Below are 15,208 nucleotides of genomic sequence, written 5' to 3'. Positions count from 1 at the left end.
ATTGTTGTGACTTGTAAAGGCTACGGCAGGGATGGCACGACAAGGCAGGCGATCCAGCCAACGCCAGTTGGAGTGTAATGTGTTGAAATCGCGGTCATTCATGGCAATCGGCAGCATCCCGCGAGGCGCTGCCTGATGTGAAGACAACAAAGGACCGGACCCATGGGGAATCCATTGACTTTTCATCTCGACATTCTCGGATCGGCACTGACCTCCACGCTGACCGCTTGGCGGGGTTGCATGGTGGTTCGCCAAGCGGAACAGCCGGCTTTGCCACTGGTGCTTTACGACATGGAGGGTTGCCCCTTCTGTCGCCGGGTTCGGGAAGCCCTGTCCGCATTGCAGCTGGATGTGGACATTCGCCCCTGCCCGAAGGGCGGTCGGCGCTTCCGGCCGGAAGCCGAGCGGATCGGCGGAAAGCAGCTGTTCCCGCTGCTGGTGGACGACAACACCGGCACCGTCATGTACGAATCCACCGATATCGTCGAGTACCTGTTCCAGACCTATGGCCAACGCGCCGTGCCCGCGTACTACCGGTCCCGTCCCTATCAGCCGGTATTGGGCAGCCTGGCCAGTGCCGTCCGGGGACTGCGGGGCACGCGGGTGCAGGCTTCACAATGTCCGGAGAAATCGCTGTCGTTGTGGAGTTTCGAGGGCAGTCCCTATTCACGTCCGGTGCGTGAGCGCCTGTGTGAACTGGAAATCCCGTATCGCCTGCACAACCTGGCCAAAGAGCACTGGACCGAGATCGGGCCGGCCGTGCAGCGTATCAAGCCGGGGGCCTACACCCCCTTGCCCGGGGGCAAGCGGGAGGTCTTCTTCGGCCATCATCAGCGAGTCCAGGTCCCGTATCTCGAAGACCCCAATACCGGTGAAGGTCTGTTCGAATCCGCCGACATCCTGCGTTACCTGGATCGCCGTTACGCGGTGAAGCGCTCATGAACTGATGGACGCTGCAGGCGTACAATCTCCTGTGACAGAAACACCGGCTGCATTGCGTTGCGGCCGGTAAACAGGAGGATGAGCCATGACGATCCCGTTCAGCCGTCGCCGCTTCCTGGGCGGTCTCACCGCCCTGGCACTGCTGTCCCATGCGCCCTTGCTGGCGGCACAGTCCGCGCCGATCCGTCGCCCGATCCCGTCGACGGGTGAACGATTGCCGGCGATTGGCATGGGCACCTGGCGCACCTTCAACGTCGGCTCCGATCCGGGTTTACTGGACCAGCGAGCCGACGTCCTTGAGCGCTTCTTCCGCGAGGGCGGCACCCTGGTGGACTCGTCCCCCATGTACGGCTCCGCCGAAGTGGTCATGGGCCGGTTGCTGGAACGTCTCCAACGCGAAGGGACCGTCTTCGCCGCCACCAAGATCTGGACCAGTGACGAAGGCGCCACCCGCAGGGAGGCGGCCCATTCCCGCGAACTCTGGGGCATCGACCAGTTCGACCTGCTCCAGGTCCACAACCTGCTGGGGCTGGACGGTCATCTTCCGACGCTCAGGGCCATGAAGGCGGAGGGACAGATCCGCTACCTCGGCGTCACCACCTCCCACGGGCGTCGCCACGACGATCTGGAGCAGCTGATGAAACGCGAGCCACTGGATTTCGTCCAACTGACCTACAACGTCCTGGACCGGGAAGCGGAGGTGCGCCTGTTGCCGCTGGCCCAGGACAAGGGCATCGCCGTCATCGTTAATCGTCCGTTCCAGGGTGGGCGACTGTTTGACCGGTTTGCATCCCGGCCGTTGCCCGATTGGGCCGGCGAGGCGGGCGTGACGAACTGGGCGGAGTACTTTCTCAAATTCATCCTTTCGCATCCGGCCGTGACCTGCGCCATTCCGGCCACCACGCGGGTGGATCACATGCTGGAAAACATGGGAGCGCTCTACGGGGCCCTGCCGGATCCGGCCCTGCGTCGCCGCATGATCGACGAACTCGGGTAGATTATGGATTACGCCTTGCGCGACTTTTTGATGTTCACGCCTGAGGTTTACCTGCGCCTGTTAATGCGGCTCAACGAAGCCTTCTGGCCCTGGCAGCTGTTGTTTCCGATCGCCTTGGTGGCGCTGGCCGGTCTGCTGTCGTTGCCCCAGGGGCGAGCTCGTCGCCTGGCGCTGTCGGTGTTGGGTGTGGGCTGGATACTCACGGCGCTGCTTTTCCTGCAGTGCTATTACGAGCCCATCCACTGGGGCATGGCGTATGCGGTCTGGGCGTTTCTCGCCGAAGCGATCCTGCTGGCGGTGCTGGCCTGGCAGGTCACGCCGGCCAGGGTGCCGCTGGGGGTTGGGCTGATCGGAAGCGCGATGGTGATGGCCCTGTCGATGGCCAGCGCGATCAGTGGAGGAACGGTTGAAGCCATGGGTTGGCCCGGACTGACCCCGGATGCGACGGCGTTGTTGACCGTGCTGGCGTTACTGACGGTGCCCTGGGGGCCGCGTTGCGTGTTGCTGGTGGTGCCCGTGCTGTGGTTGCTGTTCAGTGGTCTGACGCAGTGGGCGTTGGAGCTGCGGGCGACGCTGGTACCGCCTGCCGTGGGGTTGGGAGTGGCCCTATGGGGACTGTGGCCGGGGACTCGAAAACGCCCCCGGCCAAAACCTTGATCAGTCCCAGTCCGGGGCGAAGCCCGGATTGGCGATGCGCTCGTTGCGGTCCAGCTTGTCGATGGCATCGATTTCGTCGATCGACAGCTCGATGTCCAGCGCCTCCAGGTTGGCCTTCTGGTGATCCGGGCGCGTGGAGGAAGGAATCGGCACGATCCCCCGGGAAACCACCCAGGCAATGGCCACCTGGGCCGGTGTGGCGTTGTGCCGGCGGGCGATGTCCACCAGCGTTTCATCGTCCATGACCCGGCCTACGGCCAGCGGCATGTAACCCGTTACCTTGATGCCCAGTTCCTGGAGATGGCTGACCACCTTGCGATTGGCCAGGAACGGATGCACTTCCACCTGATTGGTCAGGATCGGGGTGTCTCCCAGAATCACCCGGGCGTTGTCCACCTGGGCATTGGTGAAGTTGGACACCCCGACGAATCGCGTCAGGCCCTCGCGCTGTGCATCCCGCAGGGCACCCAGGTATTCCTCCATCGGCACCTCGTCACCGGGAGACGGCCAGTGGATCAGGGACAGATCGACGTGATCCGTCTTCAACCGCTGCAGGCTGTCCTTGAGGCTGTTCATCAAATCGCTGTAATGCAGCCTGTCGTGCCAGATCTTGGTGGTCAGGAAGATGTCACGGCGGGGGATACCGCTGGAGGTGATGCCGTCTCCGACTTCGGACTCGTTATCGTACATCTGCGCCGTGTCGATGTGTCGGTAACCCAGCGACAAGGCACTGCGAACGGCATCCCGTGCCGTATCACCCGTTAGACGGTAGGTACCCATTCCGATGGGCGGCAAGGTATCCAGAGCCATGGCAACTCCCCTCTGTAAAAACGGTAAAAATGGCGAGGTCATCAATCACGCTGCGTATCAAAAAGAAGGCGTTCGTTCACCTTCACACAGCGCTTTCCCGGGAGTGTCCGGAGGCTGGCTTCTCGTTTGGTGATGCTGGTTTAGCGAGAGCGCGGATAACGACCCGGACCCGGCCGGATACTACTAACGTTGGGGCGAAATGATCCCGTGTTCAAGTCCTTTTTGCGGGAAGCGGCGTCTTTTTTTGCAGGCCGATGGCCGGACTCACCACCGAACTGGCGTTTCCGCCCCTGTGCAAAATCCCGGTTGCCGCCTACCCTGATGGCACCTCAAAAAGCACAGGAGACACCCCATGTTGCAGGCCAAATACGAAAGCCGCGGTCCGGTACCGCAGGACGTGATCGAAGCCGTCGAAATCGACACCCCGGAGCCGGGGCCCGGCGAGGTTCTGGTCAAGGTGCTGGCCGCCCCCATCAATCCCTCCGACGTGCTGACCCTGACCGGTGAATACGGCATGCTGCCTCCTTTGCCCGCCATCGGCGGCAACGAAGGTGTGGCCGAGGTGGTGGCGCTCGGTTCCGGCACCGAAGGGCCGGAAGTGGGGCAGACGGTCCTGTTGCCGGTCGGTATTGGCACCTGGGTGTCCCACGCGGTGGTCGACGCCCGTAAACTGGTGCCCCTGCCGAAGGAAGCGGATCCCCGTCAGCTGGCCATGATGACCATCAACCCGCCCACCGCGATGCTGATGCTCAGCGAATTCGTCGATCTGCAGGAGGGCGACTGGGTCATCCAGAATGCCGCCAACTCCGGCGTCGGCGGCTACCTGATCCAATTGGCGAAGATCCGTGGCCTGAAAACCGTCAACGTGGTGCGCCGCGAGTCCGCTGTAGAAGGCGTCAAGGCGCAGGGCGCGGACGTGGTGCTGGTGGACGGCCCCGACCTCCACAAGCGCGTTAAGGACGCGGTCGGTGACGGTGCCGTGAAACTGGCCATCGATGCGGTGGGTGGCGCCTCGACCGACCACATCGCTGACTGCCTGGAAGAGGGCGGCACCCTGGTCAACTACGGCATGATGAGCGGCGAACCCTGCCAGCTCACGCCGCGCAATCTGGTGTTCCGCAACATCACCGCCCGGGGTTTCTGGCTGGCCAAATGGTTCGAGCAGGCGTCCCGTGAGGATCAGATGAAAGTTTTCGGCCAGCTCACCAAGCTGATTGCCACCGGTAAACTTCAGGCGAAGATTGCGGGCGAGTATGATGTCTCGCAGATCAAGGACGCGGTGGCGGCTGCAGCGGCCGGAGAGCGTGACGGGAAGATCCTGATCGTTCCGGCCTGACATTCCGGGAACGGCGCTCAATGGCGCCGGGCCACCGCACAACCCAATCGGAGAGACAATCGATGATGACCGGTCAATGCCTGTGCGGTGGCATCCAGTATGAATACGCGGGCCGCCTCGGCCCCATTGCCCTGTGCCACTGCAGCCAGTGCCGGCGGGCCCAGGGCAGTGCGTTTGGTGCCAACAGTCCGGTGCAGAAGATTCACTTTCGCGTGACCCGGGGCGACGAGCTCGTCAAGGAATTCGAGTCGCGTCCGGGCAAGTACCGGGCGTTCTGCCGGGAGTGCGGCAGTCCGCTGTACAGCCGGGTCGACGCCATTCCCGGCATCCTGCGTCTACGGGTCGGCACTCTGGATGGTCCGGTGAACCAGTCTCCGGCGTACCATGTGTACGTTGGCTCCAAGGCAGACTGGTACACGATCACCGATGACCTTCCCCAGTATGAAAAAACCGAGCGCACCAACGACCCCCATTGAAGCGGTCGCGCCGTCGCCGGACAGGCGACCAGAGCCAGTGATTCGCGTTGAGGGCCTGCGCAAGCATTTCCGTTCCGGTGGTGAGGATGTGGCGGTCTTTGACGGCTTCGACCTCTCACTCCTGTCCGGCGAATCGCTGGCGCTGGTGGGGCGTTCCGGTTCCGGCAAGAGTACCTTACTCAATATCCTGAGTGGGTTGGAACGCTGGTCAGCGGGCAACGTCACACTCTTCGGTGACACGCTGCCGGCGGATTCCGCGCGCTGGAGCGAGCTGCGCCGCAGCGCCATTGCCACCGTTTTCCAGGAAGCCAATCTGATGCCGGCGTTGACGTTGCTGGAGAATGTCCGCTTACGCGCAGACATCGCCGGGCACGCGGATGCCGACGCGATGGGGTGGCTGGAGCGTCTGGGGATCGGTCCACTGGCTGCCCGCTACCCCGACCAGGTGTCCGGTGGCCAGCGGCAGCGTGCTGCGCTCGCCATGGCCTTTGCCATGCAGCCGCGACTGTTACTGGCGGATGAGCCCACCGGCAGTCTGGACGGACACACGGCGGCCGAGGTGGCCGATGTCCTGTTTGCCTTCCAGCAGGCCCAGGGCTGCCCGCTGATTCTCGCGACCCATGATCCCACCCTTGCCGGGCGCTGCGACCATACGCTAAGGCTGGGAACCTGACATGACCGGTCGCCGCCTCTGGTTGGCGAGTGTCAGCCATTACCGTCGCCATCCCCTGCAACTGGTCGCCCTCCTGTTGATTCTGGTTCTGGCAACCGCTCTCTGGTCCGGCGTCTGGGACCTGACGCGCCAGGCCCGACAGAGCCTGCAACAGGGTACCGGCCTACTGGAGGGATTGCAGGAAATCCGCCGCCAGGACGGCGCTCCGGTGACGGTCGCCGACTTTGTCACCCTGCGCCGTGCCGGCGTTTGTGTGCTGCCCTGGCTTGAAGTCACGCCGGCCAGCGGACAGGGACGGGTCATTGGCATCGATCCGTTGTCGTTGGGCTGCTTTGCCGAAGGCTGCCAGAGTGGACTGCCGCAACGCATGGAGGGTGGGCCGTTCGAGGACATCGGCCGCGCCATCGAATCCTCACCAAACACGCCGGCTACAGCGGGTTTTCGCCTGATGGCCCCAACGGCAGTGACCGACCTTCCATCAGGTTACCGGAACGTCCCCGCGGAGCCGCGCCTGGCCACCGGCGAACTGGCAGACAGCTTCCTGCTTAATCTCGACGCCCTGTGCGTCCTGGTGTTGCTGATTACCGGGTTGCTGATCCGCAGCGTCTATCTGTTGGGACTCTCCCAACGTCGAGCCAGCACCCAGCTTCTGACCCGTTTCGGCGTGCCTGCTCGCCGCCTGCGTCGCATGCGCTTGGTGGAACTGGCTGTGATCTCGCTGCTGGGTGCCGTGCCCGGCACGGCGCTGGGGCTGCTCATGGCGCAGGTGTTTGCCCAGGGCTTCGGCCGGGTGCTGAGCGGCCTGTTCGATGTCACCCTGGTGGGCAATGCCATCACCTGGATGGCCTGCCTGCCGATCCCCATGATGATCGGGCTGGTGCTGGCGTGGTGCTCGTTCGACGGGCGAGAGGACGATACCGGGCGACGCCGTCGGGGCGACCGTGGGCGCCTCGCCGCCGTCATACTGCTGTTGGGTATCGTCGGATTGATCCTGGCAGACACGCTGGTTCTGGTCTTTGCCGCATTGGCCCTGGTATTCCTCGGCGTGGGGCTGCTGACACCGGCCTTGTTGGCCCGGGGACTGGATGCCGCTGCCCGCCACACCGCCAAACCACTGCGGCTATGGTCAGTGCGCGAGCTGTCCGTGATGATCCGGCGTCTGGGGCTGCCGGTGGTGGCCCTGCAGTTTGCGGCCGCGACGGTGATTGCCATCCAGGCGCTGGTTGGCACCTTCGAAACCACCTTCTACGAATGGCTGGATCAACGCCTGCAGGGGGATGTCTATCTGGAGCTCCGCGAGCCCGCCGATTTACCTCAGGTCGAGGGTGTCCTGAGCGGTCTGGAGAGCGTCGCTCAACGCTATACGGTTCAGCGGGACCGGGCTGAACTGACGCAACCGCAACCCGTCTCTGTGGATCTGCTGGCCCTACCCACCGATTCACCGCTGCTGCATCACTGGACTTTCCTGTTGGCCGTTTCCGATCCCTGGTCTCAAGTTGATCGGGGCCAGGTGATGGTCAACGAGCAGCTGGCCCGCCGTCTGGGGCTGGCGATCGGTGACCGGCTCAGTTACCGGATAGCGGGGCAGGCCTATCAGGCGACGGTCGCGGCGATCTACGCGGATTATGGCCGACCCAGCGGCGAGCTGCTGATGGCCGCCTCGTCTCTTCCGGTAGCGTTCCGCTCCGCCTTTACCAGTATCACGGTCGCCCTGGCCGAGGGCGCCACACCGGCGGACTTGCGTGCCGCGCTGGCGGATGCTTTGCCCGGCGTTGGTCTTGAACTGCGGGATACGGCGTCGGTCCGCGGGCTGGCGACCCGGATCTTCGAGCAGACGTTCCTGCTGACCCGTGCCATCAGCATGTTGACGCTGGTGCTGGCCGGGGTCTCGCTGTTGGTACTGGGTTGGGTGTTTTTCGGCACCCGGCGCTGGTACTTTCACCTGCTGCGGGTCTGGGGCGTCGGTCGGCGAGAGCTGCGCTGGCGGATCAGTGGCCTGTCCGTTGCGGTAACGTTGATGGCCTGTCTGGCGGCCCTGCCGCTGGGCATCCTGCTGACCTGGGTGCTGGTGGCCCGGATCAATCCGCTGGCCTTCGGCTGGTCTCTGCCGATGGCCGTTTATCCGCTATTCTGGTTACAACTGGTGGTCGTCGCCGGGGTGATCGGGCTGATCATCGCCTGGCTGATCCAGCGCCGTCTGGACGAGCGGCCGCCGGAACCGGTGACGGTGGGTCAATTGCAGGGAGCGGAGCGATGAGGTGGCTGATCGGAGCGCTGGTCGCGGTGTGCCTGGCCGGCTGTGAACCGGGGGAAGAGGCGCCGCAGGGCTTTGCCGGTCTGGGGCAATCCTTTGATCCGCAAAGCGCCGGGGTCGATTTTGCCCAGCCCAAGCCTGGCGACCACATCGAGTTGCCGCGGGATCTGGGCCCCCATCCCCGTTATCGCATCGAGTGGTGGTACCTCACCGCCAACCTGACCACCGCCGACGGTGACCCGCTTGGGTTGCAATGGACCCAGTTCCGTCAGGGCCTGAAGCCGCATGCGCCGGATGCAACGACGCCGCCACCGGAATCCTGGCCGCTGCAGTCGGTGTGGATGGCCCATGCCGCCGTATCACGTCCCAACGACCATCATTTCAGCGAGCGACTGGCCCGGGGCGGCATCGGTCATGCCGGTGCAACGGCGTCGCCGTTTTCGGTGTGGCTGGATGACTGGTCGCTGACCGCCTCGGAGGATGGCGACTGGCAACTCCACGTCAAAACCGATGACTGGGGCTATGACCTGACCCTGAGCCAGCGCGGCGATGCGGTGCGCCACGGCGATCAGGGCTTCAGTGCCAAATCGGCCAGCGGCGAAGGCTCGATGTATTTCAGCTACGTGGACCTGACCATCCGTGGCACGGTCACTGTCAATGGCGAGACCCTCGACGTACAGGGCAGCGGCTGGTTCGATCGGGAGTGGAGCAGCCAGTTCCTGCGCTCCGACCAGCAGGGCTGGGACTGGATGGCGCTGCAGCTGGAATCCGGCGAGCGCATCATGGCGTTCCGGCTAAGGGAAGACGAAGGGGCGTTTCTCGCCGGCACCTGGATCAGCGCCTTCGGCGAAGTGGTCCCCCTGAGCGGCGATGACTTTACTCTGCAACCCCTGGAGCAGGCGTCCTTTGATACAGGCACGGTGCCGTCACGCTGGCGGCTGACCATTCCCAGTCGGGATGTGGACATCGAAGTGGACACCATGGCCGGCAACTTCTGGAACACCGGCTTGTATCCCTACTGGGAAAGTCCGGTCCGGGTATCCGGCTCCCACAGTGGTCGCGGTTATCTGGAGTTGACCGGCTACGCCGAGTAATGCCGGGAGCGGCGGGCGCATTTATTGCTTTAATTGAAGGGTAGATCGCCATCAACACGACCCGCGAGGACCGCTTGTGACTCATATCCTGATTGCCCCGGATTCCTTCAAGGAAAGCCTGTCAGCGTTGGAAGTGGCCGAGGCCATACGTGGCGGACTGGCCCAGGCACTACCGGAGGCGACCTTCACCACGCTGCCGCTGGCTGATGGCGGCGAGGGCACCATGGAGGCGCTGGTGATCGCGGCTGGGGGACGCTACGAAACCACCGAAGTCACCGGGCCGGACGGCAGCCTGGTTAAGGCCCGCTTCGGGCTGATTCACGAGGATCGCACCGCCGTGATTGAAATGGCGGAGGCCAGCGGCCTGCAGCGACTGCCCCAGGCCCGGCGCAATCCCATGAAAACCACCACCCGGGGCACCGGCGAGCTGATCATCGATGCCCTGGATCTCGGAGTGGAGCAGGTCATCCTGACCCTGGGCGGCAGCGCCACCAACGACGGCGGTCTGGGGATGGCGCAGGCCCTGGGCGTCAAGGCGCTGGACGCCGCCGGGAACGCCATCGGCCCGGGTGGGCAGGGGCTGCTGGATGTGTCTTCGATCAATCTGCATGAACTGGACACCCGGATACCCGCGACCCGCTTCCGGGTCATTTGTGACGTCAACAATCCGCTGACTGGACCCAATGGCGCGACCTATGTGTTCGGGCCCCAAAAAGGTGCAACCGACGAAATGCTGATTGCGCTGGACCAGGGCATGGCCCGTTATGGGGCACTGCTGGAGCAGGTGGTCAGCCGCAAGCTGGTGGAGATGCCCGGCGCTGGCGCGGCCGGCGGCATGGGGATGGCGGCCTGCGCGTTCCTGCGGGGACGACTGGAACCCGGGGTGGATGTGGTCATGGATGCGGTGGGCCTGCGTGAGCAGCTCAAGACGGCGGATCTGGTGATCACCGGGGAAGGGCGGATTGACGGGCAAACCGCCCGCGGCAAGACCTTGGCGGGACTGGCCCGGGAAGCCGCCCAGGCGGGCGTGCCCGTCGTGGCGCTGGCTGGTAGCGTGGGTGACGACTACGACGAGGCGCTGGCCTGTGGATTGACGGCAGTGTTCGGTATTACGCCCACGCCGATGGATCTGCCGGAAGCGCTGGAGCGGGCTGCCGACAACCTGCGTCGGGTGGCCCGGAACGTGGCAGCGCTGTATGCCCTGCCACGATCAGGGGCGTGAGATTCTCAATATCTCGCCGTCCGAAGCGTCCGTCAGTAACCAGATGGAGCCGTCGGGCGCCTGCTTGACCTCGCGGATGCGTTTGCCCACCGCTTTCAGCAGATCCTCCTCTTCCACCACCTGTTCCCGCTCGTTGACTCGCAGTCGAACCACTTTCTGGAACTTCAGGGCACCGACGAACAGGTCGCCCCGCCATTGTGGAAACATCTCGCCGTCATAAATCGCCAGGCCTGATGGGGCGATGGACGGATCCCAGTAGTGCAGTGGCTGCGCCATGCCCGGTGCCTGGGTGCGGTCGGTAATCGGCAGACCGCTGTAGTCGATACCGTAGGTGATCGCCGGCCAGCCGTAATTGGTGCCCGCGCGAATGATGTTCACCTCGTCACCGCCCCTCGGACCGTGCTCGTGGCTCCAGATCTCACCCGTGACCGGGTGCCGGGCCATGCCCTGGATATTGCGGTTGCCGTAGGTGAAGAAGGTCTGCCTCGCACCGGCCTGATTCAGGAAGGGGTTGCCTGGCGCCGGGGCTCCGTCAATGGTGATGCGATGAACGCCGCCGGCATCGTCCGACAAGTCCTGCGCCCGGGATTGATCGCCCCGGTCGCCCACCGGCACGTAGAGGTAACCCTCCCGGTCGAAGGCCAGCCGCCCCGCAAAGTGACGGTTAGTGTTGGAGCGGGGCAGGGCTTCGAAGATGACGGTCACATTCTCCAGGGCACCATCCCGGTATTCGGCCCGGGCCACCCGGGTTGTTTTGCCTTCGCGGGTCTGGTGAGCGTAGCTCAGGAAGAGCAGGCGGTTCTCGCTGAACCGGGGATGCAGGATGACATCCAGCAGACCACCTTGGCCGGCCACCGCCACCTCCGGAACGCCGCTGACCGCTGCATCCATCAACTGGCCATCCCGCACCACCCGGAGACGGCCCGCCCGTTCGGTCACCAGCACATCACCATTGGGAAGAAAGGCCAGGCCCCAGGGGTGGTCGAGTCCGTCAACGACGGTGTCGACGCGGTAGTCGTGATAGCGGGATTCGTAGACGTCTGCTTCCGCCAGGCTCGCCAGTAAGAGGCCGGCGAACAGTGAAAAGAACGTGCGAAACGGATGATGAGTAGGGCCCTGAATCATCGAGTCTGCCTCCTGCTGACGATGCATACGCAATGGTTCCTTGGATGGTTTCCATCTGCAAAGGTTCAGTCGGTGCCTTTTGAAAACCCCCGCCCCCTGTGTGCCATACTGCAACCGAACACGCTTTTAAAACCTTGCGACATAAGGAGATCATGGATGTCAGATCATCATGTCTACAAGAAAGTCGAGATTGTCGGTTCGTCCACAACCGGCATTGAAGACGCCATCGAGAACGCGTTGGCGGAATGCAGCAAAAGCGTCAAGAACATCGAATGGTTTGAAGTGACCGAAACCCGCGGCCATGTGACGGACGGCAAGGTGGCCCACTATCAGGTGGTGCTGAAAGTCGGGTTTCGGATTCAGGGAAGCTAGGGGCTGAATTCAGCCCCTCGAATGCACCGCTGCGCTGAGGCGGCTCAGCGGGTGGTCAACTGAGCCGCTTCGGCGGCCGAGCCGGTCTGGACCTGCCACTGGGCGGCGTAACTGCCGTCCTGGGCGATCAGCTCGTCATGGGTGCCCATCTCGGTGACCTCGCCGTCCTGGATCACGGCAATCTGGTCCGCGTGGACGATGGTCGACAGGCGATGGGCAATCATGATGACGGTGCGGTTGTGGCCGATGCGCCGCAGTGACCGCTGGATCGCGGCTTCCGTCTCGTTGTCCACTGCGCTGGTGGCCTCGTCCAGCACCAGGATGGGCGGATCCTTCAGCAGCGCACGTGCCAGTGACAGGCGCTGGCGCTGACCGCCGGACAGGCGCACGCCGCGCTCACCCACGGCGGTGTCCAGGCCGTCCTGCAAAGCCTCGATAAAGCCCCAGGCCTCGGCCGTCTTCGCGGCCTCGATGATCTGCTCATCGGTGGCGTCCGGACGCCCGTAGGCGATGTTGTCGCGGATGCTGCCATCGAACAGGTAGACATCCTGGCTGACCAGGCCGATGGCCTGACGCACCGAGTTCAGGCTGACATCCTGGATGGGATGATCGTCGATGCGGATCGCGCCGTGCTGCACGTCGTAAAACCGTAGCAGCAGCTTGATCAGGGTCGACTTGCCGGAGCCTGTGGCGCCCACCAGGGCCAGGGTATGACCGGCCGGAACCTCCAGGCTGATGCCTTTGACGCCCGCACCGCTGTTGCCATACCGGAACTGGACGCTATCGAAACTCACGGATCCGCGCACCGGCTGGGGCAGGGGCGTGGTGACGTTGTCCCGAACATGGACGGGCTCCGCGATCAGGTCCAGGATCCGGCGGGTACTGGCCATGGCCCGCTCGAACTGGTCGACCACTTCTGCCAGTCCCGTCATCGGCCACAGCAGCCGCTGGGTCAGGAACACCAGCACGCCGTAGGCGCCCACATTCAACTCGCCGTTCAGGGCCATCATGCCGCCGATCATGAACGTCGCCAGGAAGCCGAACAGCACCGCCATCCGGATCAGCGGAATAAAGGCGGAGCTGATGCGAATCGCCTTGCGATTGGCCTGGACGTAATCGTCACTGGCCTGGCGCAGACGCTCTGCTTCGCGGGCTTCGGCCGTAAAACTCTTGATGGTGGCAATACCGCCGAGATTGTTGGCCAGCCGGGTGGACAGGTTGCCCACTTTCTCACGCACGTCGGCGTACAGCGGTCCGGCTTTTTTCTGGAAGTAAAAGGCACCCCAGACGATGACCGGAATCGGTGTAAAGGCCAGCAGGGCGATCAGCGGCGAGATCACGAAGAACACCAGGCCCACCGTGAGAATGGTGACCACCACCTGGATCATGGCGTTGGCACCGCCGTCGAGGAACCGTTCCAGCTGGTTCACGTCATCGTTCATCGTGGCCACCAACTGGCCGGAGCTGCGTGATTCGAAGAAGTGCATGTCCAGGCGCTGGGCGTGTTCATACGCGTCCTGGCGCAGGTCTGCCTGCAAGGCCTGGGACAGGTTGCGCCAGAGCACCTGGAACATGAATTCGAATATGGATTCACCGGCCCAGATGAAGAAGGTGAGCAGCCCCAGCACGAGAATCTGGGACTCGGCCGAGGTGAAGCCGATCGACGCCACGAAACTGGACTCCTTGTTCACCACCACGTCGATGGCAATACCGATCAGGATCTCCGGCGCAATGTCGAACAGCTTGTTGATGACCGAGCAGGTGGTGGCGGCAAGGATTTGACGGCGATAGCCGCGGGCGTAACGCAGCAAACGGCCGAGCGCCTGGAAGCTGCTGGTGCTGGAGCTGGACATGAGAAAATCTCCGAATCGGGCAGACCCGTCCGATAAACACCCGGTAAAAACGGAGGCATGAACGGGTCGGAAAAGGCGCACAGACTAGCGGAATTCGCTCACGCGTGAAAGCGAATCATTATCAAATCTGTTTGGCCAGGCTCAGCGCTTGACGTGTTTCTGCAGCCAGCGGTCGAGCTGATCGGCAAAGGCCTTGCGATCGGTCTGGGAATAGCCGGACGGTCCGCCGGTCATCTGACCCGCGTTGCGCAGCTCTTCCATGAAATTGCGCATCGCCAGGCGCTGGCGAATGTTGTCGGGAGTGTAGACCTGGCCTCGCGGGTTGAGCGCCCGCGCACCCCGTTCAATGGCTTCCGCGGCCAGCGGGATATCCTGGGTGACGACCAGATCGTTCTCGGACAGCAGCTCTACGATTTCATTGTCCGCCACATCGAAACCCTGCGGCACCTGGCGTGTCTTTATATAGGGCGACGGCGGCACATTGATGCGCTGGTTGGCGACAAACGTGACGCTGATTTGCCAGCGATTGGCGGCGCGGCAAAGGATCTCCTTCACCGGAGTGGGGCAGGCGTCGGCATCGACCCATATGGCCATAATCAGTTCTCCCTCATCAGCGGGGCAAGGATACGCCAATTCGACGAAAAAGGGTGAACGGCTACCCGGTCTTTGGCGTATTGCCATTCAGATGGCCCGTTGCCCAGGGAGGTGCACCATGGGTTTTTCCACGATCGTTCGGTGGCTCTGGCCACTCCTTCTTATCGCTGTGACCGTAAGCCCCAGACTGGCTCTGGCCGACGATGCCGCTGCTTGGACCGCCTTGCGCCAGGGTGGGGCTGTCCTGATCCTGCGTCATGCCCTGGCGCCTGGCGTGGGCGATCCAGACCACTTCGACGTCGATGATTGCAGTACCCAGCGTAATCTGAACAACGTTGGCCAGGAGCAGGCGCGGGCCTGGGGGCGATATCTGGCCGAACAGGGTATTCGCAGCGCCCAGGTTTTTTCCAGTGCCTGGTGTCGCTGCCGGGATACGGCCACGTTGATGGACGTGGGGCGCGTCACCGTGATGCCGTCGCTCAATTCCTTCTTCGCGGGCCAGGGCGACCGGGAGGCGCAGACGGCCGAGACCGTGGATAACGTCAACGGCCTGCCGTCCAGACAGCCCATTATCCTCGTCTCTCATCAGGTCAACATCACGGCGCTGACCGGCGTTTACCCGGATTCGGGTGAAGGTCTGATCCTGGCGATGCCGCTGGGTGAGGCCAATCAGATCCTGGCCCGCGTGGGGCCGGAAAGGGCAGCGGACTGAACGCTTCTGCTTCGGTCTTGTCACCGGGTCGCTTGCCCTGGCGGCATGGGGTGCCAGTCATAGCGACTGGTTATATCGTGGTCAGGTCGTA

General features: G+C 63.5%; 15 protein-coding genes. 11 read left to right on the top strand and 4 right to left on the bottom strand.

What is annotated here, in order from left to right:
* The first annotated feature begins 162 nt into the window (after positions 1–162).
* The 3 genes from J3364_RS17340 (at position 163) to J3364_RS17330 (ending at position 2,596) form a co-directional block, all read left to right on the top strand.
* The gene (locus J3364_RS17340; protein WP_349559496.1) at positions 163–942 is read left to right on the top strand and encodes a glutathione S-transferase N-terminal domain-containing protein; all 780 of its coding nucleotides are present in this window, start codon (positions 163–165) and stop codon (positions 940–942) included.
* 85 nt (positions 943–1,027) lie between these two features.
* Entirely contained in the window at positions 1,028–1,939 is a 912-nt protein-coding gene (locus J3364_RS17335) for an aldo/keto reductase (RefSeq protein WP_349559495.1), read from the top strand.
* Between the two features lie 15 nt (positions 1,940–1,954).
* Positions 1,955–2,596, top strand: a complete 642-nt coding sequence (locus J3364_RS17330) for a DUF6064 family protein (RefSeq protein WP_349559494.1) — start codon at positions 1,955–1,957, stop codon at positions 2,594–2,596.
* On the opposite strand, the gene dkgB is transcribed toward J3364_RS17330, so the two are convergent.
* Positions 2,597–3,406, bottom strand: coding sequence for a 2,5-didehydrogluconate reductase DkgB (gene dkgB, locus J3364_RS17325; RefSeq protein ID WP_349559493.1), 810 nt, complete (start codon positions 3,404–3,406; stop codon positions 2,597–2,599).
* Between the two features lie 352 nt (positions 3,407–3,758).
* On the opposite strand from dkgB, the gene J3364_RS17320 reads away from it, so the two are divergent.
* The 6 genes from J3364_RS17320 to J3364_RS17295 all read left to right on the top strand — a co-directional run bounded on the left by J3364_RS17320 (position 3,759) and on the right by J3364_RS17295 (position 10,461).
* Positions 3,759–4,742 (top strand): zinc-dependent alcohol dehydrogenase family protein, encoded by a 984-nt coding sequence (locus J3364_RS17320; RefSeq protein WP_349559492.1) that lies wholly within the window; start codon positions 3,759–3,761, stop codon positions 4,740–4,742.
* Positions 4,743–4,804: 62 nt separating this feature from the next.
* Positions 4,805–5,218 (top strand): GFA family protein, encoded by a 414-nt coding sequence (locus J3364_RS17315; RefSeq protein WP_203142562.1) that lies wholly within the window; start codon positions 4,805–4,807, stop codon positions 5,216–5,218.
* The gene (locus J3364_RS17310; protein ID WP_349559491.1) at positions 5,184–5,891 is read left to right on the top strand and encodes an ABC transporter ATP-binding protein; all 708 of its coding nucleotides are present in this window, start codon (positions 5,184–5,186) and stop codon (positions 5,889–5,891) included. The genes J3364_RS17315 and J3364_RS17310 overlap by 35 nt, the downstream gene beginning before the upstream one ends.
* A 1-nt stretch (position 5,892) precedes the next feature.
* Entirely contained in the window at positions 5,893–8,148 is a 2,256-nt protein-coding gene (locus J3364_RS17305) for an FtsX-like permease family protein (RefSeq protein WP_349559490.1), read from the top strand.
* Positions 8,145–9,239, top strand: coding sequence for a lipocalin-like domain-containing protein (locus J3364_RS17300; protein ID WP_349559489.1), 1,095 nt, complete (start codon positions 8,145–8,147; stop codon positions 9,237–9,239). The genes J3364_RS17305 and J3364_RS17300 overlap by 4 nt, the downstream gene beginning before the upstream one ends.
* Before the next feature lie 76 nt (positions 9,240–9,315).
* The gene (locus tag J3364_RS17295; protein ID WP_349559488.1) at positions 9,316–10,461 is read left to right on the top strand and encodes a glycerate kinase; all 1,146 of its coding nucleotides are present in this window, start codon (positions 9,316–9,318) and stop codon (positions 10,459–10,461) included.
* On the opposite strand, the gene J3364_RS17290 is transcribed toward J3364_RS17295, so the two are convergent.
* Positions 10,450–11,586, bottom strand: coding sequence for a PQQ-dependent sugar dehydrogenase (locus J3364_RS17290; protein ID WP_349559487.1), 1,137 nt, complete (start codon positions 11,584–11,586; stop codon positions 10,450–10,452). The genes J3364_RS17295 and J3364_RS17290 overlap by 12 nt on opposite strands.
* Positions 11,587–11,742: 156 nt before the next feature.
* On the opposite strand from J3364_RS17290, the gene J3364_RS17285 reads away from it, so the two are divergent.
* Positions 11,743–11,958 carry a dodecin gene (locus J3364_RS17285; protein WP_123635293.1) on the top strand — a complete coding sequence of 72 codons (216 nt, stop codon included), beginning with the start codon at positions 11,743–11,745 and terminating at the stop codon, positions 11,956–11,958.
* A 44-nt stretch (positions 11,959–12,002) separates the two neighbouring features.
* Here the strand turns inward: J3364_RS17285 and J3364_RS17280 are convergent, their stop codons facing one another.
* Positions 12,003–13,811 carry an ABC transporter ATP-binding protein gene (locus J3364_RS17280; RefSeq protein ID WP_349559486.1) on the bottom strand — a complete coding sequence of 603 codons (1,809 nt, stop codon included), beginning with the start codon at positions 13,809–13,811 and terminating at the stop codon, positions 12,003–12,005.
* A 141-nt stretch (positions 13,812–13,952) separates the two neighbouring features.
* Positions 13,953–14,405 (bottom strand): YaiI/YqxD family protein, encoded by a 453-nt coding sequence (locus J3364_RS17275; RefSeq protein WP_349559485.1) that lies wholly within the window; start codon positions 14,403–14,405, stop codon positions 13,953–13,955.
* A 118-nt stretch (positions 14,406–14,523) separates the two neighbouring features.
* Between J3364_RS17275 and J3364_RS17270 the strand changes: the two genes are divergently transcribed.
* A complete protein-coding gene (locus J3364_RS17270; protein ID WP_349559484.1) occupies positions 14,524–15,117 on the top strand; it encodes a histidine phosphatase family protein in 594 nt (197 codons plus the stop codon).
* Positions 15,118–15,208: the final 91 nt, after the last annotated feature.

This window comes from Marinobacter sp. NFXS9 (assembly GCF_040148665.1).
Taxonomy (GTDB): Bacteria; Pseudomonadota; Gammaproteobacteria; order Pseudomonadales; family Oleiphilaceae; genus Marinobacter_A; species Marinobacter_A mangrovi.
The sequence above is the reverse complement of the archived record's forward strand: the minus strand, read 5'-3'. Positions and strand labels throughout refer to the sequence as shown.

Bases quoted from the DNA above. Each gene is read 5' to 3' on its own strand.
- J3364_RS17275 (WP_349559485.1), bottom strand. From the start codon at position 14,405: ATGGCCATATGGGTCGATGCCGACGCCTGCCCCACTCCGGTGAAGGAG.
- dkgB (WP_349559493.1), bottom strand. From the start codon at position 3,406: ATGGCTCTGGATACCTTGCCGCCCATCGGAATGGGTACCTACCGTCTA.
- J3364_RS17320 (WP_349559492.1), top strand. From the start codon at position 3,759: ATGTTGCAGGCCAAATACGAAAGCCGCGGTCCGGTACCGCAGGACGTG.
- J3364_RS17280 (WP_349559486.1), bottom strand. From the start codon at position 13,811: ATGTCCAGCTCCAGCACCAGCAGCTTCCAGGCGCTCGGCCGTTTGCTG.
- J3364_RS17340 (WP_349559496.1), top strand. From the start codon at position 163: ATGGGGAATCCATTGACTTTTCATCTCGACATTCTCGGATCGGCACTG.
- J3364_RS17300 (WP_349559489.1), top strand. From the start codon at position 8,145: ATGAGGTGGCTGATCGGAGCGCTGGTCGCGGTGTGCCTGGCCGGCTGT.
- J3364_RS17315 (WP_203142562.1), top strand. From the start codon at position 4,805: ATGATGACCGGTCAATGCCTGTGCGGTGGCATCCAGTATGAATACGCG.
- J3364_RS17305 (WP_349559490.1), top strand. From the start codon at position 5,893: ATGACCGGTCGCCGCCTCTGGTTGGCGAGTGTCAGCCATTACCGTCGC.
- J3364_RS17310 (WP_349559491.1), top strand. From the start codon at position 5,184: ATGAAAAAACCGAGCGCACCAACGACCCCCATTGAAGCGGTCGCGCCG.
- J3364_RS17285 (WP_123635293.1), top strand. From the start codon at position 11,743: ATGTCAGATCATCATGTCTACAAGAAAGTCGAGATTGTCGGTTCGTCC.
- J3364_RS17270 (WP_349559484.1), top strand. From the start codon at position 14,524: ATGGGTTTTTCCACGATCGTTCGGTGGCTCTGGCCACTCCTTCTTATC.
- J3364_RS17290 (WP_349559487.1), bottom strand. From the start codon at position 11,586: ATGATTCAGGGCCCTACTCATCATCCGTTTCGCACGTTCTTTTCACTG.
- J3364_RS17335 (WP_349559495.1), top strand. From the start codon at position 1,028: ATGACGATCCCGTTCAGCCGTCGCCGCTTCCTGGGCGGTCTCACCGCC.